The organism is Cellulomonas sp. plas2 (genome assembly GCF_057221735.1).
On the sequence record NZ_CM170155.1, the window covers coordinates 1,089,930 to 1,110,940 of the forward strand.

Consider the following 21,011-nt stretch of genomic DNA (forward strand, 5'->3'; position numbering starts at 1 on the left):
GCGGTCCCGGGCTCCTGCCGGCGCCGGCGGCCACGGCCCTTGCGCGCCTCGCCCTTGCGGCCCTCGCCCTTGCGGCCCTCGCCCCTGCTGCGCCCCTCGCCGCGCCCCTCGCCGCGCCCCTCGCCGCGCCCCTCGCCGCGACCGGCGTCCTCGTCGCCCTCCTCGTCGCCCTCGTCGTCCGCGAGGAGGTCCTCGAGCAGGTTGCGCAGCTCGGAGCGGACGAAGTCGCGGGTCGCGACCTCGTTGAGCGCGATGCGCAGCGCCGCCACCTCCCGGGCCAGGAACTCCGTGTCGGCGAGGTTGCGCTCGGCGCGCGTGCGGTCGAGGTCGGCCTGCACCCGGTCGCGGTCCGTCTGACGGTTCTGCGCGAGGAGGATGAGGGGCGCGGCGTAGGAGGCCTGCAGGGACAGCATGAGCGTCAGCGCGGTGAAGCCGTTGGCCGCCCGGTCGAAGCGCAGGTCCTCCGGGGCGAGGGAGTTCCACAGCAGCCAGACGACGCAGAACAGCGTCAGCCAGAGGATGAACGTCGGCGTGCCGAGGAACCGCGCGATGGACTCGGAGACCTTGCCGCTCGTGTCCTGGTCCAGGCGCGGGCGCGGCAGGAGCGGCCGCCGCGTGCTGCGGGGCGTGTCGAGGCGCTCAGCCACGACGCACCGCGCGCACCGGGTAGAAGGTCTCGTCCGTCTCGCGCCAGTCCTCGGGCAGCAGGTGGTCGAGGACGTCGTCGACCGAGACCGCCCCGAGCAGCCGCCGCTCGGCGTCCACGACGGGCAGCGCGAGCAGGTTGTACGTGGCCAGGCGGCGCGTGACGGACTGCAGGTGGGCGTCGGCGGTGACCGTCTCGATGTCGCTGTCGACGATCGTGCCGATGGACTCGTGCGGCGGTTCGCGCAGCATCCGCTGCAGGTGCACCACGCCGATGAACCGCCCCGTCGGCGTCTCGAGCGGCGGGCGCACGACGAAGACCATGGAGGCGAGCGCCGGCGTCAGGTCCTGCCGGCGCACGTGCGCCAGGGCGGCGGCGATGGGCGTCTCCGGGCCGAGGATCACCGGGTCGGTGGTCATGAGGCCGCCGGCGGTGTTGTCCTCGTAGGCCAGGAGGCGGCGCACGTCCTTGGCCTCCTCCGGCTCCATCCGGGCCAGCAGCTGCGCGGCCTGCTCGTCGGGCAGCCCGCCCAGCAGGTCGGCGGCGTCGTCGGGCTCCATCGCCTCGAGGACGTCGGCGGCGCGCTCGACGCCGAGGTCGGCGAGGATCGCGACCTGGTCGTCCTCGCCCAGCTCCTCCAGGACGTCCGCCAGGCGGTCGTTGTCGAGGGCCGCGGCGACCTCCAGGCGGCGGGTGATGCCCAGGTCGTGCAGGCGGTCCGCCAGGTCGGCGGGCTTGAGGTCGCTGAACTGCGCGAGCAGCGACTGCGTGCCCTGGACCGGCGCCCGCCCGCCGAGCCCGCGCACGGCGTGGTGGTCGACGACGAGCGTCTCGCCGCGCCGCCGCAGCAGCCCCGACCCGCCGCCCTGCCGCCGCACCGACAGCCGCCGCACCTCCCAGTCGCCGTTGCGCTGCCGCTCGATGGCGACGTCCTCCACGGTGACCTGCCCCGACCCGTCCACCATGTCGACGGTCCGGTCCAGCAGCTCCCCGACGACGCTCGTCTCGATCGCCCGCTGCTCGAAGCGGCGCATGTTGAGCAGACCGGTGGAGATGACCCGTCCGGGCTCGATGGAGGTCACGCGCGTCAGGGGGAGGAACACGCGGCGCCGTCCCGGCACCTCGACGACGAGGCCGACGGCGCGCGGCGCACGCTTCTCGCGGATGAGGACCACGACGTCGCGCACGCGGCCGACCTGGTCCCCGATGGGGTCGAACACCGCGGTCCCGGCCAGGCGCGCGACGAACACAGGGGTCCCGACGCCGCTCACGCCGTCAGCCTAGACGTCGCCGGCGCGCCTGCCCCGCCTGGGAGCGGGCTGGGCGTCCGCTCCGGGTTCGCTGCGGGTTCCCCCCATCACCAGGACGGGCGGCCCCCGCGCGGGGATGATGGACGCATGTCCCTCTCCGGCAACACCCGCAGCCCCCGCACCCCGACCCTGCCGCAGGGCGAGACGGTCGCGTCGTACGCGACGTACCTCGAGGCGCAGAAGGCGGTGGACCACCTGTCGGACAAGGAGTTCCCGGTCGAGCTCGTGACGATCGTGGGCACCGACCTGCGCATGGTCGAGCGCGTGATGGGCCGGCTGACCTACCCCCGCGTGGCGCTGAGCGGGTTCGCCTCCGGCGCCTGGTTCGGCATCTCGTTCGGCCTGCTCATCGGGCTGCTGGCGGGCGGTGGGCTCGGGGTGACCGTGCTGGCCGGCCTGCTCATCGGTGGCGCCTTCGGGCTGCTGTTCGCGGTGGTCGCCTACGCGTTCACCGGCGGCCGGCGGGACTTCACCTCGTCGAGCCAGATCGTCGCCACGACGTACTCCGTGCTGTGCCGGGAGGAGAAGGCGCACCAGGCCCGCCAGCTCCTCGCCGAGGTCGGCGGGGTGCAGTCGGGCTGGGGCCGCCCCCAGTCCGCGCCTGTCGCGCCGCCGGCGCCGCAGCCGCAGGCCGTGCACCAGCCGGTCCAGCAGCCCGTGCACCAGCCCGCGCACCAGCCCGCCCAGCCGCAGCCCGGGCAGCCGCAGGCCGGTCAGCCCTGGGGCGCGCCCCAGCCCCAGCCCCAGCCCCAGCAGCCGCCGCAGCCCCCGCAGGGCTGACCCAGGGCTGACGCAGAGCTGACGCAGCGCTGAGCCGGGCGCCGGCCCCAGGCAGGGGCCGGCGCCCGGCTGCGCCCCGGGCCGCGCGCCGCGTCAGCCGAGCAGCCGGGCCATCCACGCCTCGACGTCGTCGGGCTCGCGCGGCAGCGCCGCCGACAGGTTCTCGACGCCGTCCGCCGTGACCAGCACGTCGTCCTCGATCCGCACGCCGATGCCGCGGAACCTCTCGGGCACCAGCAGGTCGTCGGACTTGAAGTACAGGCCGGGTTCGATCGTGAACACCATGCCGGGCCGCAGCTCGGCGTCGAGGTACATCTCCTTGCGGGCCAGCGCGCAGTCGTGCACGTCGAGGCCGAGGTGGTGGCTCGTGCCGTGCACCATCCAGCGGCGGTGGTGCTGGGCGTCCGGGTCGAGCGACTCCTCGGCGGTGCCCGGCAGCAGGCCCCACGCCGCGAGCCGGTCGGCGATGACGCGCATGGCGGCGGCGTGCACGTCGCCGAACCGGACGCCCGGCCGCGCGGCGGCGAAGGCGGCGTCCGCGGCGTCGAGCACCGCCTGGTACACCTGCCGCTGGACGTCGGTGAAGCGCCCGTCGACGGGCAGCGTGCGGGTCACGTCCGCGGTGTAGAGGGAGTCCACCTCCACCCCGGCGTCGACGAGCACGAGCTCGCCCGCACGGACGCTGCCGTCGTTGTCGGTCCAGTGCAGGGTCGTCGCGTGCTCGCCGCCCGCGGCGATGGTCTCGTACCCGACGGCGTTGCCCTCCTGCCGGGCGTGCCCGAGGAAGGTGCCCTCGAGCACCCGCTCGCCGCGCCGGTGCGCCGTGGCGGCCGGTAGCGCGCGCACGATCTTCTCGAAGCCCTCGACCGTGGCGTCGACGGCCCGGCGCAGCTCGGCCACCTCGTGCTCGTCCTTGACGAGCCGGAGCTCGGAGAGGGCCTCCGCGAGGCGGGCGTCCGTCTCGCCCGCCTCCTCCTGGCCCCGGATCTCGGCGACGACGGCGTCGACCGCCGGGTCGACGCCCGTGACGACCCGCAGCCGGACGCCGTCGGGGCCGACGTCCTTGGCGAGGGCGTCGCGCAGCTCGTCGAGGTCCGCGGTCGTGATGCCCGTCAGGGCGGCGACCTCCTCCAGCGTCGGGCGGGCGCCGACCCAGAACTCGCCGGAGCGGGCGTCGGAGAAGAACTCGTCGGTGTCGCGGCCCGCGAGCGGGCGCACGTGGAGGACGGCGCGGTGGCCGCTGCCGGACCCGCTGCCGGACCCGCTGCTGGCGCCCTCCTCGTCGGCGACGGGGTGCAGCACGAGCACGGCGTCCGGCTCCTGCTCGCCGCCGAGCCCGGTGAGGTGGGCGAAGGCCGAGTGCGGGCGGAAGCGGTGGTCGGTGTCGTTGGAACGGACCGTGAGCGTGCCGGCGGGCACGACGAGCCGCTCGCCGGGGAACAGCGCCGCGAGGGCCTCGCGCCGGGCGGCCGCGAAGGGGGCCGCGGGCGAGGGCTCGACCGTGCGCGGCTCCCGCGGCGCCCACCCCGACGTCATGTACGCCGCGAAGGCCGCGGACCGCGGCTTCTGCGAGCGGTTCGACCCCCGGTCGGCCAGCGTCTGGGGGTCCGACGGCTCGGCCGGGGTGGTGGCGTCGGGGACGGCGACGGGCGTCGCGCCGCCACCGGCGTCAGCGGTCGTCCGTGCGGTGGGCTCGAGGGGTTCCGTCATGGCCCCAGTATCCGCGCAGCACCCGCGCGGCGGCCGCGTGGCGACACCCGCGTGGGGACACCCGCGTGGGGACGCCCGCGTGGGGACGCCGGGGCGGGGACGCCCGCGGGCGGCACTACCCTGGGCCCGGTGCGTGCCGACCTCCACACCCACTCGACCGCGTCGGACGGCACGCAGACCCCCGCGGAGGTGGTGCGGGCCGCCGCGGCGGCCGGCCTCGACGTCGTCGCCCTCACGGACCACGACACGACCGCCGGCTGGGACGCCGCCGCCGACGAGGCCCGTCGCTCGGGCGTCGCGCTGGTCCGCGGCACGGAGGTCTCCACGCTGTCGGGCCACGTGAGCGTGCACCTGCTCAGCTACCTGCACGACCCGGAGCACCCCGCGCTCGCGGCGGAGCTCGCCCGGACCCGGGCCGCCCGCGACGGCCGGGCCCGCGCGATGGTGGACCTCCTCTCCCGCGACCTGCCCATCACCTGGGCGGACGTCGAGGCGCAGTCCGTCGGCAACGTCGCCCTCGGCCGGCCGCACATCGCCGACGCGCTCGTCGCCGCCGGGGTGGTGCCCGACCGGGACACCGCCTTCGCGCGGCTGCTCAGCGCCCGCGGGCCCTACTTCGTCCCGCACCACGCGCCGCCCACGGCACGCGCCGTCGCGCTCGTGCGCGCCGCCGGCGGCGTCCCCGTGCTCGCGCACCCGGGCGCCGACGCCCGGGGCCGGGTCATCCCCGACGCCGTGTTCGACGAGCTCGCCGGCGCCGGGCTGGCCGGCGTCGAGGTGCACCACCGCGACCACACCCCGGCCCAGGTCGCGCGGCTGTCCGCGATCGCCGCGCGGCTCGGCCTGCTCGTCACGGGGTCCAGCGACTACCACGGCACGGGCAAGGTCAACCGGCTGGGGGAGCACCTGACGGCCCCGGAGGTCGTCGCCGCCGTCGAGGAGCAGGGAGGGCTGCCGGTGGTCCGGCCGTGACGGGGGCGTTCGACGCCCAGCTGCTGCTGTCCGTCTTCATCACGCTGTTCGTCATCATGGACCCGCCCGGGACCGTGCCGATCTTCCTGGCGCTGACGGGGACGATGACACGGGCCGAGCGCTCGCGGGCCGCCCGGCAGGCGGTGCTCGTGGCGCTGGGCGTCGTCGTCGCCTTCGCCGTGTTCGGGCAGGGCCTGCTGTCCTACATGCACATCTCGCTGGCCGCCCTGCAGGGGTCGGGGGGCCTGCTGCTGCTCGTCGTCGCCATGGAGCTGCTCACGGGCAAGGCGGAGGAGCCGCAGCCGGCGGCGGCCGGGCGCGTCAACGTGGCGCTGGTGCCGCTCGGGACGCCGCTCCTGGCGGGGCCCGGCGCCATCGTCGCGACGATGGTCTTCGTCCAGCAGGCCGAGCAGACGTGGGACTGGGTCGTCATCGCGCTGGGCATCCTCGGCGTGCACCTGTGCCTGTACCTGGCCATGCGGTTCGCCGGCGCGGTGCACCGGGTGCTGGGGGAGTCGGGCACGACCCTCGTGACCCGCATCGCGGGTCTGCTGCTCGCGGCGATCGCCGTGCAGCTCGTCGCCGACGCGGTGCGCGCCTTCGTCACGGAGGGCTGAGGCCGGCACGGGGGACGGTGACGGCGCCGACCCGTCGTGGGTCGGCGCCGTCGCGGTGCGCCCTCGTGGGCGCCGGTCAGGCCTCCGGGGCCGCCGGTGCCGGCTCGCCGGACGCCGGTGCGCCCGCAGCGCCGTCACGGCCGCCGCGGGTGCGCCGGCGGTTGCGGCTCCGGCGGCGGGGGGCGTCGCCCTCCTCGCGCGGCCCGGTCGCGGTCGCGCCGTCGCCCGCCCCGGCCGTCACCCCGGGCGCGTCGGGCGTCGTCGGGCCGTCCGCGGCCGCGTCCCGCGCGCGGCCCTCGCCGCGCCCGGACCGGCCCCGGCCGCCGCCGCGCTCGTCGCGCCCGCGGCCCGCGTCACGCCCGCCCTCGCGCGCGCCTTCCCGCCCGCCCTCACGACGGGGCTCGCGACCGCTCTGGGCGCCGGCCCCGCCGCCGCGCTTGCCGGTCTCGCCCAGGTCCTCGAGCGCCTCGGCCTGCAGGCCGGCGCGGGTGCGCTGCTCCTTCGGCAGGCGCCCCGTGGTGCCCGCGGGGATGTCGAGCTCGGCGTAGACGTGCGGCGAGGAGGAGTAGGTCTCCACGGGCTCGGGGATGCCGAGGCCCAGCGCCTTGTCGATAAGGCCCCAGCGGGGGATGTCGTCCCAGTCGACGAAGGTGACGGCGGTGCCCGTGTGCCCCGCGCGGCCCGTGCGGCCGGTGCGGTGCAGGTAGGTCTTCTCGTCCTCGGGGCACTGGTAGTTCACGACGTGCGTGACGTCCTCGACGTCGATCCCGCGCGCCGCGACGTCCGTGGCGACGAGCACGTCGACCTTGCCGTGGCGGAACGCGCGCAACGCCTGCTCGCGGGCGCCCTGGCCGAGGTCGCCGTGCAGGGCGCCGGCGGCGAACCCGCGCTCGACGAGCTCGTCGGCCACCTTGGCCGCAGTCCGCTTCGTGCGCGCGAAGACGATCGTCAGGCCGCGCTTGCGCGCCTGGAGGATGCGGGCCAGCAGCTCGACCTTGTCCAGCGCGTGCGCCCGGTAGACGACCTGCGCGATGTTCTTGACGGTCTGGCCGTCGTCGTCCGGCGCGGCGGCGCGGATGTGCGTCGGCTGCGTCATGTAGCGGCGGGCCATGGCGACGACCGCGCCGGGCATCGTCGCGGAGAACAGCATCGTGTGCCGGCTGGCCGGAGTGGCGCCCAGGAGCTTCTCGACGTCGGGCAGGAAGCCCAGGTCGAGCATCTCGTCGGCCTCGTCGAGGACGACCTCGACCACGCGGGACAGGTCGAGGTGACGCTGGTTGAGCAGGTCGATCATGCGGCCGGGCGTCCCGACGACGACGTCGGCGCCGCGCTGCAGCGCCTCGATCTGCGGCTCGTAGGCGCGCCCGCCGTAGACCTGCACGACGCGGACGGACCGGCGCGACGAGGCCGTCGCCAGGTCGCCGGCCACCTGGACGGCGAGCTCGCGCGTCGGCACGACGACGAGCGCCTGCGGCTTGCCCGGCGCGGGCAGGCGGTCGTAGCCGTCCTCGCCGGGCGCGACGACGCGGTGCAGCAGCGGGACGCCGAAGCCCAGCGTCTTGCCGGTACCGGTCTTCGCCTGGCCGATGATGTCGTGGCCCGCCAGCGCCACGGGCAGCGTCATGGCCTGGATGGGGAAGGGCCGGGTGATGCCGGCGTCGGCCAGGGCGGCGACGATCTCCGGGCGGACGTCGAAGTCCGCGAAGGAGGCGTCGACCGCCTGCACCGAGCTGTAGGAGGTGAGCGAGGAGCGCGCGTGCGCGTCGGCCTCGGTGGTGACGGTGGCGCTCTCGGGGGTGGCGCTCTCGGGGGTGGCGCTCTCGGGGGTGGGGGTCTCGTCGGGGGTGGGCGCGTCGGCGCCGGTCGTGCTCGTCTGGGTGGTCACGCGTGCTCTCGTCTGCTGAGGGCCTCCGCCGGGCGGGCGCCGACCGCGTCCGCCGGCCGGGGAGGCCGTGCGCGGTCTCGGCGCCGGCCGGGCGGTCGCCACGGCTGGCGGCAGCCGATCGCGGAGGTCGCTCGCGCTGCTCCGCCGGTGGGGCGGGCACGAGGTGGTCCGGGCGGGTGTCCCCACCCCTCGGACCGGTGGAGCTTCGACGGGGGGACGACCGGGCAACCGATAACACGGCCAGCGTAGCCGACGGGACCCCGCACCGGCCTGCGGATGTGGGCGGCGTGCCAGCGCCCGCACTACGATGCCCGGATGACGTCGACGCCCCGCCGGCCGGACACCGCCACGTCCCGCGCCGCCACCACGGCCGCGGCCGACCCGGACGCCCGGGCCGCGGGCCGCCCGGGTGCCGGGGCCCCGACGGACGACGGCTGCTCCGCGGCCGACGCGATCGCGCTCCTCGGCCTCGTCGCCGAGCTCGAGCACGAGTCCTTCGCCCGGCTCGCGGCGGACGCGGCGGTCGCCCCCAGCCTCGAACAGTGCCTGCAGCTGTCGCGCCTCGCGGTCGAGGCCGTCGCGCGGCGGGACCGGGTGCTCACGCGGGTCACGGAGCTCGGCGGGGACCCGGTCGACGCGATGCGCCCCTACGAGCACATGCTCGACGACTTCGACGCCCGCACGACGCCGTCCTCGTGGTGGGAGCGCCTGCTCAAGGTGTACGTGGGCTACGGCGTGGCGGACGACTTCTGCCGCCTCGCGGCGGCCGGCCTCGACGAGCGCTCACGTGAGCTGGTCCTCGAGGTGCTGCAGGACGCGTCGCACGCCGAGCTCGCGGTGGCCGAGCTGGACGCAGCCGGGGCCGGCAACGACGTGCTGGCCGCCCGTCTCGCCCTGTGGGGCCGTCGGCTGGTGGGCGAGGCGCTCGGCACCGTGCAGCGGCTCGTCGTCGAGCACCCGACGCTGGCGCGGCTCATCGCCGAGCGGCCCGGTGCCCGCACCGCCACGGGACGCACCGGGCGCGACGCGACGGCGCCCGGCGTGCCGGTCGTCGCGGCGCCTGCGGCCCCGCTCGCGGTGGCGTCCCCGGTGGCCGCCTCGGTGGCTGCCCCGGAGAGCGGGGGCCACGGCCGTCGCTTCGGCCTCCACCGCCGCCGCCCGGCGGCCGTCCCCGTGCCCGCCGCCGTCGACCCGGCCACGGCGGAGGCCACGGCGGGGATCTTCGGGGAGCTGACCGCCGAGCACACGCGCCGCATGACGCGGCTGGGCCTCACGGCCTGAGCGCGCCCGTCCCACACGGCGGCGGCGTGGACGGACGCCAGGAGGGCGACAGGCCCGGCACCGGTGACGTGACGAGGGCCCTGCACGGCGCGCCGTGCAGGGCCCTCCTCGTCGGCCTCCGCGGCCGGAGCAGGGGTCAGATGGAGCCGAAGCCCACGCGCCCCTTGGTCTCCGTGCCGATCTCCACGTAGCCGATCGCGCTCGTCGGGACGATCACGCGCCGTCCCTTGCTGTCGGTGAGCTCGAGCGTCGCGCCGCCGCCGAGCGCCTCGGTGACCGCTGCGGCCACCGCGTCCGCCGACTGGTCGGACTCGAGCACGAGCTCGCGGGGCAGGTTCTGCACACCGATGGTGATGTCCACCGTCATCGTCTCCTCATGATCAGGTCGAGCACGGCGACCCTATCCCGCCACCTGCACGCCCTGCCCGCCGGCCCCGGCAGCGCCGGGCAGGGCACCGGCGGTGCTCGCGGGGACCCCCGCGACGGCGCCCGACGGCGCGGGACGCGCGACCCCGAGCACCCCGTCCCAGGACAGCGCCGTGACGAGCTCGACCGCCTCGTCGGGGCCGAGGCCGTCCGGGCTGCGCAACCGGTGCGTGGCCGCCCCCCGGGCCAGGGCGACGAGCGCGACGGAGGCCAGGCGCGCCTGGGCGGGGGTGAGCGACGCCGTCGCCTCCAGGGCCGCCGCCACCCGCTGCGCCACCTGGAGGGAGGCGCTCTCCACCCGCTCGCGGACGCCCGGGTCGTGCCGCACGTCCGACTCGAACAGCAGGCTCGACGACTCGCCGGCCACGTCGACGAAGGCGAAGATCGCGTGCACGACGGCGTGCACGACCTGGCGTCCCCCGTCGGCGGGCACGGGTGCGGGCCCCAGCGCGGTGAGCGCGAGCTCGACCGTGCGCAGCAGCTCCTCGCCGCGCTGGTCGACGACGGCGAGGTACAGGTCGAGCTTCGACGGGAAGTGGCGGTAGAGCACGGGCTTGCCGACGCAGGCGCGATCGGCGATGTCGTCCATCGAGACGTGGTGGTAGCCCTCGCGCGAGAAGAGCTCCTGCGCGACCTGGAGCACCTGCGTGCGGCGCTCGTCGCGCGCGAGGCGCTGACCGCGGATGCGCGGGACCTCGCCGGTGACCGTCGGGACGGGGGCGGCCGCGGTGGCGCCCGTGCTCGTGCCCGGAGTCGTGCCCGTGCTCGTGCTCGTGCCCGGGTCCGTTCCGGTACCCGCGAGCGCGTCCACGGCGCGATGGTACGGCCTGCGTGGGGGCCGGCGGGAGCCTCCGGACGGGCAGTTGATCGGCCCAGCACCTGCGCGTGCGCCGTCGGGTGCGGGTGCGGGTGCGGGTGCGGGTGCGGGTGCGAGTGCGGGTGTGGGTGCGGGTGCGGGTGCGAGCATGGGGTCGTGCTCCGACCCCTCCCCGCCCGTCGGCCCCTGGTGCCCCCACCGGTGGGCGACGGGCCGCGACCGGTCGTGGCGGCGGCCGTCGTCGGGCTGTCCCTCGTCGCGGGCCTCGCTGTGGGGTCGGGCCTCGTCGGCGGGGGCGACGAGGCCCCCCGGACCGCCCGTGCCGTCGCGGCGGCCGACGCCGGCGCGGCGCCCACGACCACCGGTCAGGACGGCGTGCAGGACGGCGTGCAGGACGGCGCGCAGGACGAGATCGGATCGGCGCCCGTGACCGCCGCGCCGCTCGTCCAGGAGCCGCTCGTGCAGCCGCCGGACCTCGGCGTGCTCCCCGAGGGTCTCGACGCCGCGGACCTCGCCGCCGGGTTGACCGGCGCGGAGGTGCCCGAGGTCGCCACCGGCGCGCTCGAGGTGGTCCCCGGGTCCGGTGCGGCCGGTCCTGACGCCGGTCCGGGCGCGCGCGTCCGAACCGTGAGGGTCGAGGTCGAGGCGGGCCTGGCGGTCGACGGGGCGACCTTCGCGCAGTTCGTCATGCAGACCCTGGCGGACCCACGCTCCTGGGGCGGTGACGGCTCGACGACGTTCGTGCGCACGGACGGCGCCGCCGAGCTGCGCGTGGTGCTGGCCAGCCCCGACCTCACCGATGCGCTGTGCGCGCCGCTCGACACGGGTGGGCAGGTCTCCTGCGGGCGCGCCGGCGCCGCCGTCCTCAACTGGCGGCGGTGGGTGCTGGCCACGCCGGAGTTCGCCGACCGGACCGTCTACCGGCAGTACCTCGTCAACCACGAGGTCGGGCACCTGCTGGGCCACGGTCACCGCACGTGCCCCGGCGCGGGGCAGGTGGCGCCCGTCATGCAGCAGCAGACCCTCGGCGTGGCACCGTGCACCGCCAACGCCTGGCCCTTCCCGGGCTGACCTCCGGGGTGTCCTGAGCGGGGACGTCGTGGTCCCGTCCGCATGGCCGGGGTGCCGGTGCGGGGCGTGTCGGTGGGGTGTGCTGGGATCGTCCGCGTGACAGCGACGGTGGAGGACCGCCCCACGGCGGCGGGGGAGGCGGGCGGCGCGGGGACCGTGCGCGCGCCGGGCGGGACGCGGGCGGTGCGGCTGGTGCGGCCCGCGCTCGCGGACGGGCCCGTCTCGGGGCCCGGGGCGCCCGTCGTGCTCGACCCCGTGCAGCAGGAGGTCGCCGACCGCGTCGTGGCGGGGGTGACGGACGCCGGCGCCGGGCACCTGCTGGTGCTCGGCGCGCCCGGCAGCGGCCGGACGACGGTCCTGCTCGAGGCGGCGGTCGCGGCGGTGGCCGCCGGCCTGCCCGTGGAGGAGCTGCTCGTCCTGGCGGCCACGCGGCGCGCGGCGGCCGACCTGCGGGACCGGCTCGCGGCCCGGCTGCGCGGCACCGCGGGCCGGCCGCTGGTGCAGACCCCCGCCGCCGCGGCGTTCGCCGTGCTGCGTGCGCGGGCCGCCGCGCTCGGCGAGCGCCCGCCGACGCTCGTCAGCGGGCCCGAGCAGGACCTCGTCATCGCCGAGCTGCTGGAGGGGCACGCCGCCGGCGAGGGACGACGCGTGCCCTGGCCGACGGGTGTGCCTGCGGAGCCCGCGGGGGTCCGCGCGTTCCGGGACGAGCTGCGGGACCTGCTCATGCGGGCCGCCGAGCGCGGGCTCGGGCCGGCGGACCTCGCGGCCCTCGGCCGCAGGCTCGGCCGGCCCGAGTGGGAGGCGGCCGCGGCGGTCCACGAGGAGTACCTCGACGTGCTGGAGCTGCGGTCCGGCACACCGGACCTGGGTCCTCGCTTCGATCCCGCGGCCGTCGTGGCGGAGGCGGCGCGGGCTCTCGCGCGCTGGTCGCGGGAGGTGCCCGGCGTGGCGGCCCCCCGTCGCCGCCTCGTCCTCGTCGACGACCACCAGGAGAGCACGGCCGCGACGGCACAGCTGCTCGCGCGGTTCGCGGCGGACGGGGCGCGCGTCGTCCTGGCCGGCGACCCCGACATCGCGGTGCAGACGTTCCGCGGTGCCCTGCCCTCGCTCGTCGGGCGGGCCGCCGTGGCGGGCGGCGCAGCCGGTGAGCTGGGCGCGACGACCCTGGTCCTGCCCCAGGTGTGGCGGCACGGGGCCGCCGTGCGCGCCGTGGTGCAGCGGGTCACCGAGCGGGTGCCCACCGCCGGGGTCGCGGCGCACCGCGCGGCCCCGTCGGCCACGAGCACGGCGACGAGCACGGCGACGAGGTCGACCACGAGTGGGACCGGAGGGGTGATCCCAGCCGCCGGGACGAGCGCCGGGCCGGCCGCCGACGCGGGCCTCGTGCGGGCGGCGGTGCTCCCCAGCGCGGCGCAGGAGGCCGCCTGGGTGGTGCACGCGCTGCGCGCGGCCCACCACGAGGACGGCGTGCCGTGGCAGGAGATGGCCGTCGTGGCGCCGACGGGGGCCCGGGTCGCGGCCCTGCGGCGCGCGCTGGTCGCGGGTCAGGTGCCGGTGGCCGTGCTGGGCGCGGACGTCCCCCTGCGCGAGGAGCCGGCGGTCCGTCCGCTGCTGGAGGCCACGCGGGTCGCCCTCGGGGCCGATCCCCTCGACGCCGACACCGCCGCGCGCCTGCTGCAGTCGCCGCTCGGCGGCGTCGACGCCGTCGGGCTGCGTCGTCTGCGGCGTGCGCTGCGGGCGGAGGAGCTGGCCGCCGGTGGTGGCCGGTCGAGCGACGCGCTGCTCGTCGAGGCGCTGCTCGAGCCGGGCACGGTGCTGGCGCTGCCGTCCACGGTGACGCGGCCGGTCCTGCGCGTGGCGGCCGTGCTGGCCGCGGGCGCCAGGGAGGCGGCGCGCCCGGACGCGGACGCCCGGACCGTGCTGTGGGCGGTGTGGGAGGCCGCGGGACTGGCCGAGACGTGGCGCGCGGCCGCGCTGGGCGGGGGCGTCGCCGCCGAGCGGGCGGACCGGGACCTGGACGCGGTCGTCGCGCTCTTCCGGGCGGCGGAGACCTTCGTCGAGCGCATGCCGCAGAGCCCGCCCGCGTCCTTCACCGACTGGCTCGTGGCGCAGGACCTGCCCGCGGACTCGCTCGCGGCGCGGGGGCGTCGCGCGGCGGTGTCCGTGCTCACGCCCGCCGGTGCATCGGCACGCGAGTGGGAGGTCGTCGTCGTGGTGGGGGTGCAGGACGGGGTGTGGCCCGACCTGCGGCTGCGCGACTCGCTCCTGGGCGCGCAGGCGCTCGTCGACCACCTCGCGGGCCGTGCCACCGCCGCCACCGACCCGGCGGCGGCGCGCGCTGCGGTGCTCGGCGACGAGCTGCGCTCCTTCGCGCTCGCGTGCTCCCGCGCGCGCCGCACCCTGCTCGTGACGGCCGTCAGCGGGCCGGACGACCAGCCGTCCCCGCTCCTGGACCTCGTGCAGCCGCCGGCCCCGGGCGACGACGCCGGGTCCGAGGAGAAGGACGTCCGCGTCACCTCCGCGCCCTCGCCCTGGGACCTGCGCGGGGTCGTCGCACGGCTGCGGCGACGCCTCGAGGAGGCCGCGGCTGCGGGGGCCGAGGACCCCGTCGCGGCCCGCGCGCTCGCGCGGCTGGCCGCCCACGGCGTCGCCGGCGCCGACCCGGCGGGCTGGGCCGGACGGGCGGCCGTCTCCTCCGACGCGCCGCTGTGGGCGCCCGGGGAGCGCGTCCCGGTCTCCCCGAGCCGGCTGGAGACCGCGCACACGTGCGCCCTGCGGTGGGCGCTGGAGAGCGCCGGCGGGACCGCCGGTGACTCCGGGCAGCAGTCGCTCGGGACGCTCGTGCACGCCATCGCGCAGGACCACCCGCGCGGGACGCACGCGGAGCTCGCGGCGGCGCTCGACGCACGGTTCGAGGAGCTCGGGCTCGGCTCGGGCTGGCCGGCGCTGGCGACGCGGCGCAAGGCGGAGCGCATGGTCGAGCGGCTGGCGGCCTACCTGCGGGACGGCGGCACGCCCGTCGCGGTGGAGGCGCCGTTCCGGGTCGAGACCGACCGCGCCGTGGTGCGCGGGACCATCGACCGGGTGGAGCAGCTCGCCGACGGCAGCGTGCGGGTGGTGGACCTCAAGACGGGGTCGGCCGTGCCGACCGCCGCGGAGGCCGCGGTGAACCCGCAGCTCGGCGCCTACCAGCTCGCGCTCGACGCCGGCGCCGTCCCCGACGTGCCGCCCGGTGCCCCGTCCGCGGGGGCCCGCCTCGTCCACCTGGCGCACGGCTCGGCCGCGCCGACGTGCCGGGACCAGCAGCCCTTGGCCGACGCGGAGGACCCCGCCTGGTCCCGTGCCCTCGTCGACGAGGTCGCGGAGCGCATGGCCGCTTCCGCCTTCGACGCCGCCGTCAACCGGCGCTGCGACCGGTGCCCCGTGCGCCGCTCCTGCCCCGCACGCCCCGAGGGTGCGCAGGTGGCCGGGTGACGACCACGACGACGTCCCCCGGCGCGGGGCGCATGCCGGCCGCACCGGGCTTGGTCGCCGACGCCGCCGCGGCGCGCCTGACCGCGCTCGAGGTCGCCGACCTGCTGGGCCAGCACCCGCCGACCCCGGAGCAGCGGCGCGTCATCGAGGCACCGCTCGCCCCGGCGCTCGTCGTGGCGGGTGCCGGCTCGGGGAAGACCGAGACGATGGCCGGTCGCGTCGTCTGGCTGGTCGCGAACGGGTTCGTCGCGCCCGAGGAGGTCCTCGGGCTCACGTTCACGCGCAAGGCCGCGGGAGAGCTCGCGCTGCGCGTGCGCCAGCGGCTGCGCCAGCTGCGCGTGGCGCTGCGGGCCGCGGGGCTGGAGCCGGCCGTGCGCGCCGGCGGCGGGGGCGCGGGCGGCGGCACGGACGGCGGCGGTGCGGGTGGCGGCGGTGCGGGTGGTGGCGGTGCGGGTGGTGGCGGTGCCGGTGGTGGCGGTGCGGTGGGTCTGGCGGACCTGGACCGTCCGGTGGTGTCGACCTACAACGCCTACGCCGCCTCCGTCGTCGCGGACCACGCCGTGCGCCTGGGGCTCGAGCCCACCGCGCGGCTGCTGGGCGAGGCGTCCCAGTGGCAGCTCGCCAGCGAGACCGTCGAGGCGTGGGCGGGCGACCTCGACACCGACCGCGCGACCTCCACGGTGGTCCGCGCGGTGCTCGCGCTGTCCGGGGCGCTCGACGAGCACCTCCTCGACCCGGCCGTCGCGCGGGCGCAGGTGCAGGCGCTGGCGGCGGGCCTCGCCGCGACCCCGCCCACGGCGCCGACCGGCAAGGGCCGGCCGCGGCCCCTGCGCAAGGAGGCGCTCGAGGTGCTCCAGAGCCTCGAGCTGCGGGGCCGGCTGCTCGACCTCGTCGCCGACTACCGCGCCCGCAAGCGACGTGCCGACGCCATCGACCACGGGGACCAGATCGCGCTGGCCGCGCGCCTCGCGGAGTCGTTCGAGCCGGTCGCCGCGGGTGAGCGGGCGCGGTACCGGGTCGTCCTGCTCGACGAGTACCAGGACACGTCCTACGCCCAGGTCCGGCTCCTGCGCGCCCTGTTCGGCGGTGGCCACGCCGTGACCGCCGTCGGCGACCCCCACCAGTCCATCTACGGCTGGCGCGGGGCCAGCGCGGGAGGGCTCGCCCGCTTCCCCGGCGAGTTCCCCGCTCGCGCCTCCGGGACGACGTCCGCCTCGGACGTCGTCGCGCCGGGAGCCGGGGTACCGGGCGGACGCGTCCCGGGTCCGCTGCGGCCCGCTGACGTGCACCCGCTGTCGACGTCCTGGCGGAACGACCGCGCGGTCCTCGCCGTCGCGAACGCCGTGGCGGAGCCGCTCCGCGCGGGCGTGCGCGGCCTCGACCTGCCGGTGCTCGTCCCACGCCCCGGGGCCGGCGAGGGGCGCGTCCGCGCGCTCGTCGCCGGCACGGTGGAGGAGGAGGCCGCGGCGGTGGCCCGGCACCTGCGCGACCTGCGCGCCGGCACGGGGGCCGGCACAGGGGCCGGCACAGGGAACGGCACGGGTGCCGGAGCGGAGGACGGCAGGGCTCCGGTGACCGCCGCCGTGCTGTGCCGGCGGCGCTCGCAGTTCCCGCTCCTGCGTCGGGCCCTGCTGGACGCGGGGGTCCCGGTGGAGGTCGTGGGGCTCGGCGGGCTCCTCAGCACACCGGAGGTCGTCGACCTCGTCGCGGCGCTGCAGGTCGCCCACGACCCGGCGCGCGGCGACGCCATGGTGCGGCTGCTCACCGGCGCTCACGTGCGCCTGGGCGCGGCCGACCTGCACGCGCTGCACGAGTGGGCGCGCGAGCTGGCGGGCCGGGGCGCACCGGCGGCACCCGCCGCCCTGCCGACGGACACGCCGACGACAGGCCCCGCGCCGACGGGTCCTGCGCCGACCGGCCCGTCGACGACGGGCGCACCGGTCGAGGCGGACGCGGCGGACCTCCGCAGCCTCGTCGACGCGGTCGACGAGCTCCCGCCGCCGCGGTGGACCGGCCCCGGCGGCCGTCGGCTGACGCCCGTCGCCCGGGAGCGGCTCGCCGGGCTCGCCCGGTTGCTGCGAACCCTGCGCCAGCACACCTACCTGACGGTCCCGGAGCTCGTGGCCGAGGCCGAGCGGCTGCTCGGGCTCGACCTGGAGGTGGCCGCCCGGGGCGGCACCACCCCCGGTCTCGCGCGGGCCGCGCTCGACGCCTTCGGCGACGTCGCGGTCGAGTTCACCCGCACCGCCGACCAGGCCACGCTCGGCGCGTTCCTCGCCTGGCTCGAGACGGCCGAGGAGGTGGAGGACGGCCTGGACGCCCCCGTCACGCCGCCGGACCCGCGCGCGGTGCAGCTCGTGACCGTCCACGGGGCCAAGGGCCTGGAGTGGGACGCGGTGGTCGTGGCCGGTCTCCTCGACGGCACGCTGCCGAAGGTCAAGGCGCTCGGTCCGGAGGGGCCGCGCGACTGGGGCTGGGCCCGGGACCCGGGCGCCCTGCCGGCACCGCTGCGGGGCGACCGCGCGGACCTGCCGACGCTCGACGTGGTGGGCGCGGCCGACGCCGCGGAGCTGCACGCGCGGCTCGACGCGTACCGCCAGGAGGCCGGCCTGCACGAGCTGGCGGAGGAGCGGCGGCTCATGTACGTGGCGGTCACCCGGGCGCGCGAGGACCTGCTGCTGACGGCGGCCTGGTGGGGGGACGGGTCGCGGCCGCGTGCGCTGTCGCCGTTCCTCACCGAGCTCCTCGAGGCGCCGGAGCCGCTGGTCGAGCTCGTGCACCGCGCCCCGGAGCCGGAGCCGGACGCGAGCAACCCGCGCGAGGACCTCACCGCCGCCGTCTCCTGGCCGGCCGACCCCTTCGGCGGCAGCCCGCGCCGGGAGGCGGTCGAACGGGCCGCGCAGCAGGTGCTGGTGCAGGCGGACGCCGCGGGCCCGGAGCTCGCCGACCTGACCAGCGGCGACGCAGCCCTCGACGCGCTCATCGGGAGGCTTCTCGACGAGCGGTCCCGCTCGGCCGCACCCGTGGCCGAGGTGGAGCTGCCGCCGCACCTCTCGGCGTCCGCACTGGTGCGCCTCGAGGCCGACGCCGGCCGCTTCGCGAGGGACCTGCGCAGGCCCGTCCCCGTCGAGCCCTCGCCGGCCGCCCGCACCGGGACCGAGTTCCACGCGTGGGTGGAGGCCTACTACGGACGGGCGACGCTCGTCGACGTCGACGACCTTCCCGGGGCCGACGACGACCCGGCCGTCGACGCGGACCAGGCCTCCCTGCGCGCGGCCTTCCTCGCCACGCCCTGGGCCGCCCGCACGCCCCTGGCGGTGGAGGTGGACATCGAGACGAGCGTCGACGGCTACGTGCTGCGCTCCCGTATCGACGCCGTGTTCCCGGACACGGAGCGCCTGCCGGGGACGGAGTCGCAGCACGCGGGGAGCGGCGCGGACCGACGCGTCGTCGTCGTGGACTGGAAGACCGGCCGTCCGCCCACGGACGCCAAGGCGCGCGCCGACCGGGAGCTGCAGCTCGCCGTCTACCGGCTCGCGTGGTCGCGCTGGACCGGGACGCCCGTCGAGGACGTGCGCGCGGCGTTCTGCTACGTCGGGGAGGGACTCACGGTGTTCCCCGAGCGGCTGCTCGGAGAGGACGAGCTCGTCGCCCTCCTGCGACGGACGGGCGGGGAGCCCGGCGGCGCCGACGACGCGCCGGTCGGCGGCGACGAGGGCGGCGCTACCCGCAGCGCGGCCGGTGGGGCGGTCCGTCCCGGTGCAGGTCCAGGGGTTTCCGACGGGTGAGGAGCCGTCAGCCGGCGACGGGCTCGGCCACCGGCTCGCTCTCGCGGCAGGAGGCGTCGAGGTCGCGCAGCATGGCGACGGCGTCCTGGACCACCGCGTCGTCGCCCGTGCGCACCCCGTGCAGGAGCCACCGCGCCAGGGCCAGCTCGCCCGCCAGCAGCGCACGGTCCTGCAGGTGCGGGTCGCCGAGCTCCGTCCGGCGCAGCAGGTACGCCTCGAGGATGGAGTCGACGGCGTCCGGCGGGGCCGCCACGAGCAGCCAGGACAGGTCGTCGGCGGGGTCGGCGACCTTCGTCTCCGTCCAGCCGACGACCCCGCACACCGCGCCGTCCTGGACGAGCACGTGCTCCTCCGTCAGGTCCCCGTGCACGACCACCGGGCGGAACCGCCACAGCGACACGTCCTCGAGCAGCCGCTCCCACCGGCGCAGCAGGGTGGGCGGCACGTGCCCGGTGCGCGCGGCCTCGTCGACCTCGGCGAGGCGGCGCTCGCGGTAGCCGGCGGCGTCGTAGACCGGCAGGCCCTGCTGCTCGACGACGGCGGTCGGCAGCTCGTGGAGCGCGGCCAGCGCACGGCCGAGGGACGCGGCCAGGCCGGGGCCGGCGGTGAGCGTCTCGAGCCGCAGCGGTGCGCCGGGGAGCTGCCGGTGCACCATCGCGCGGCCGCCCTCGGGCAGCGCGGCGAAGCCGGTCGGCCGGGCGACGGCGAAGGGCAGCCGGCCGCCCTCCACGTGGTCCTCGAGCGCCGCGAGGAGCGCGACCTCGGCCTCCAGCGCAGCACCGGCGGCGGCCGTGCGCGGCGCCCGGACCAGCCAGCGTCCGCGCCGCGCGTCGACCACGACGGCGGCGTCGTCGTCGGAGCCGGAGCCGGCGGGGTGCGCGTCCCAGACGTCCAGCCCCGGCACGGCGGCCGTGGCGAGCGCGGCGAGGACGAGCGGCGAGCGGGTCATGGCACCGAGGGTAGGTGCGGCCCGCCGCGGGGCGCCCCAACCGCCCGGGGCGTGTCCGGCCGCGCACCGGCCGGGCACGGAGGAGGCACCACCTGCCATCGGCGGCGGTCGCGGCGGCCCGCCCGGTGCCCGACCGGTGCGTACGGTGTCGGGCGTGGTCCTCGACGAGCTCCCCCTGTCCCGTGCGACCGTCGACCGCGCCGCCGACCTGCGCACCCGTCCAGGCCTCGTCGCCGACGCGCTGGCCGCGCCCACCACGCGGGTCCTCCTCGTCCGGGACGGCGCCGTGGCCGTCGTGCCCGTCGTCGAGGCGTCCGGGGACGGCGCGGGCGCGGCGGCTCTCGACCTGCGGCCCGCCACGGACGTCGGAGGGAGCGCGGCAGCGGACGGCGCTGCCGCCACCTGGCTGTTCCTGGGCCGTGAGGCGGACGGCACGCTGCACCTGGCCCGCTCGTTCGGCGTCGACGAGCGCCTCGTCGAGCCGGACGAGGTCCACCGCTCCGACGACGGCGTGCACCCCGGACGTGACGAGCGCGCCGCGGACGCGGGCGCCGCCGAGCGAGCCGGTACCGCCGTGGCACCCGCCGTGGCACCCGCCGTGGCACCCGCGGTGTGGGCAGGAGAGCCGGTGTTCGCACCCCTGCGCGAGGTGGGTGCCCGCCTCGGCTCGCGCGACGCGGGGTTGGCGACGACGGCGGTCGCCCTGACCGCCTGGCACGCCCGGCACCCGCGCTGCCCCCGGTGCGGCGCGGCCACGGAGGTCGTGCAGGCGGGGTGGGCCCGCCGCTGCCCGGTCGACCGCTCGGAGCACTACCCGCGGACCGACCCCGCCGTCATCATGGCGGTCGTCGACGCCGACGACCGGGTGCTGCTCGGCCACTCGGCCGGCTGGCCCGAGGGCCGCTTCTCGACGCTCGCGGGGTTCGTCGAGGCGGGGGAGCCGCCGGAGGCGGCCGTGCGGCGCGAGGTGCTCGAGGAGACCGGCGTGCACGTCGGCGAGGTGGAGTACCGGGGCAGCCAGCCCTGGCCGTTCCCCGCGTCGCTCATGCTGGGCTACCGCGCCCGCGCGACGTCGACGACGGTGGTGCCGGACGGGGTCGAGATGACGCAGGCCCGCTGGTTCAGCCGCGAGGAGCTCGCCGCCGCGGTGCGCAGCGGCGCCGTGGTGCTGCCGGGGCGCTCCTCGATCGCGCACGCGCTCATCGCCGAGTGGTACGGGCAGCCCCTGCCGCCGGCGGACCCGTCCACCGGCGGCTGACCCCGGGCGAGTCGTCGGCCCTGTCGC

General features: G+C 77.9%; 14 protein-coding genes and 1 pseudogene. 8 read left to right on the top strand and 7 right to left on the bottom strand.

The genetic code is table 11. The features are described from left to right. Nucleotides 1-158 precede the first annotated feature (158 nt). Both AC2TDM_RS04925 and AC2TDM_RS04930 read right to left on the bottom strand, forming a co-directional pair. A pseudogene (locus AC2TDM_RS04925) lies at nucleotides 159-647 on the bottom strand (DUF1003 domain-containing protein); the annotation flags it as partial. Then, complete coding sequence (locus AC2TDM_RS04930; RefSeq protein ID WP_090034078.1) at nucleotides 640-1,917, bottom strand: magnesium transporter MgtE N-terminal domain-containing protein; 1,278 nt, start codon at nucleotides 1,915-1,917, stop codon at nucleotides 640-642. The gene AC2TDM_RS04930 and the pseudogene AC2TDM_RS04925, both read right to left, overlap by 8 nt. Before the next feature lie 126 nt (nucleotides 1,918-2,043). On the opposite strand from AC2TDM_RS04930, the gene AC2TDM_RS04935 reads away from it, so the two are divergent. Continuing rightward, on the top strand, nucleotides 2,044-2,736 hold the full coding sequence (locus AC2TDM_RS04935; RefSeq protein WP_484635981.1) for a YflT domain-containing protein: 693 nt from the start codon (nucleotides 2,044-2,046) through the stop codon (nucleotides 2,734-2,736). Nucleotides 2,737-2,829: 93 nt separating this feature from the next. Here the strand turns inward: AC2TDM_RS04935 and AC2TDM_RS04940 are convergent, their stop codons facing one another. After that, nucleotides 2,830-4,446: an aminopeptidase P family protein gene (locus AC2TDM_RS04940; RefSeq protein WP_484635982.1), complete on the bottom strand. Its 1,617-nt coding sequence runs from the start codon at nucleotides 4,444-4,446 to the stop codon at nucleotides 2,830-2,832. A gap of 129 nt (nucleotides 4,447-4,575) precedes the next feature. On the opposite strand from AC2TDM_RS04940, the gene AC2TDM_RS04945 reads away from it, so the two are divergent. Next, a complete protein-coding gene (locus AC2TDM_RS04945; protein ID WP_090034082.1) occupies nucleotides 4,576-5,418 on the top strand; it encodes a PHP domain-containing protein in 843 nt (280 codons plus the stop codon). Continuing rightward, nucleotides 5,415-6,035, top strand: a complete 621-nt coding sequence (locus AC2TDM_RS04950) for a MarC family protein (protein WP_090034084.1) — start codon at nucleotides 5,415-5,417, stop codon at nucleotides 6,033-6,035. The genes AC2TDM_RS04945 and AC2TDM_RS04950 overlap by 4 nt, the downstream gene beginning before the upstream one ends. A 76-nt stretch (nucleotides 6,036-6,111) precedes the next feature. Here AC2TDM_RS04950 and AC2TDM_RS04955 read toward each other — a convergent pair whose 3' ends face one another. Further along, nucleotides 6,112-7,920, bottom strand: a complete 1,809-nt coding sequence (locus AC2TDM_RS04955; protein ID WP_484635983.1) for a DEAD/DEAH box helicase — start codon at nucleotides 7,918-7,920, stop codon at nucleotides 6,112-6,114. Nucleotides 7,921-8,235: 315 nt separating this feature from the next. Here AC2TDM_RS04955 and AC2TDM_RS04960 point away from each other — a divergent pair, with 315 nt between their 5' ends. Further along, a complete protein-coding gene (locus AC2TDM_RS04960) occupies nucleotides 8,236-9,201 on the top strand; it encodes a ferritin-like fold-containing protein (RefSeq protein ID WP_484635984.1) in 966 nt (321 codons plus the stop codon). A gap of 136 nt (nucleotides 9,202-9,337) precedes the next feature. Here the strand turns inward: AC2TDM_RS04960 and AC2TDM_RS04965 are convergent, their stop codons facing one another. Further along, complete coding sequence (locus AC2TDM_RS04965) at nucleotides 9,338-9,562, bottom strand: DUF3107 domain-containing protein (protein ID WP_090034120.1); 225 nt, start codon at nucleotides 9,560-9,562, stop codon at nucleotides 9,338-9,340. Between the two features lie 39 nt (nucleotides 9,563-9,601). Continuing rightward, nucleotides 9,602-10,438, bottom strand: coding sequence for a TetR/AcrR family transcriptional regulator (locus AC2TDM_RS04970; RefSeq protein WP_484635985.1), 837 nt, complete (start codon nucleotides 10,436-10,438; stop codon nucleotides 9,602-9,604). 162 nt (nucleotides 10,439-10,600) lie between these two features. Here AC2TDM_RS04970 and AC2TDM_RS04975 point away from each other — a divergent pair, with 162 nt between their 5' ends. The 3 genes from AC2TDM_RS04975 (at nucleotide 10,601) to AC2TDM_RS04985 (ending at nucleotide 18,777) form a co-directional block, all read left to right on the top strand. Continuing rightward, nucleotides 10,601-11,515, top strand: a complete 915-nt coding sequence (locus tag AC2TDM_RS04975) for a DUF3152 domain-containing protein (protein WP_484635986.1) — start codon at nucleotides 10,601-10,603, stop codon at nucleotides 11,513-11,515. Between the two features lie 96 nt (nucleotides 11,516-11,611). Continuing rightward, nucleotides 11,612-14,989 carry a PD-(D/E)XK nuclease family protein gene (locus AC2TDM_RS04980; protein WP_484635987.1) on the top strand — a complete coding sequence of 1,126 codons (3,378 nt, stop codon included), beginning with the start codon at nucleotides 11,612-11,614 and terminating at the stop codon, nucleotides 14,987-14,989. A 32-nt stretch (nucleotides 14,990-15,021) separates the two neighbouring features. Next, nucleotides 15,022-18,777, top strand: coding sequence for an ATP-dependent helicase (locus AC2TDM_RS04985; RefSeq protein WP_484636387.1), 3,756 nt, complete (start codon nucleotides 15,022-15,024; stop codon nucleotides 18,775-18,777). Nucleotides 18,778-18,784: 7 nt separating this feature from the next. Here AC2TDM_RS04985 and AC2TDM_RS04990 read toward each other — a convergent pair whose 3' ends face one another. After that, complete coding sequence (locus AC2TDM_RS04990) at nucleotides 18,785-19,726, bottom strand: phosphotransferase (RefSeq protein ID WP_484635988.1); 942 nt, start codon at nucleotides 19,724-19,726, stop codon at nucleotides 18,785-18,787. Between the two features lie 154 nt (nucleotides 19,727-19,880). On the opposite strand from AC2TDM_RS04990, the gene nudC reads away from it, so the two are divergent. Then, nucleotides 19,881-20,984 (top strand): NAD(+) diphosphatase, encoded by a 1,104-nt coding sequence (gene nudC, locus AC2TDM_RS04995; RefSeq protein WP_484635989.1) that lies wholly within the window; start codon nucleotides 19,881-19,883, stop codon nucleotides 20,982-20,984. Nucleotides 20,985-21,011: the final 27 nt, after the last annotated feature.

What these genes read in the sequence shown, in the direction of transcription:
- AC2TDM_RS04935 (WP_484635981.1), top strand. Translation starts at nt 2,044, where the DNA reads ATGTCCCTCTCCGGCAACACCCGCAGCCCCCGCACCCCGACCCTGCCG.
- AC2TDM_RS04940 (WP_484635982.1), bottom strand. Translation starts at nt 4,446, where the DNA reads ATGACGGAACCCCTCGAGCCCACCGCACGGACGACCGCTGACGCCGGT.
- AC2TDM_RS04960 (WP_484635984.1), top strand. Translation starts at nt 8,236, where the DNA reads ATGACGTCGACGCCCCGCCGGCCGGACACCGCCACGTCCCGCGCCGCC.
- AC2TDM_RS04985 (WP_484636387.1), top strand. Translation starts at nt 15,022, where the DNA reads ATGCCGGCCGCACCGGGCTTGGTCGCCGACGCCGCCGCGGCGCGCCTG.
- AC2TDM_RS04990 (WP_484635988.1), bottom strand. Translation starts at nt 19,726, where the DNA reads ATGACCCGCTCGCCGCTCGTCCTCGCCGCGCTCGCCACGGCCGCCGTG.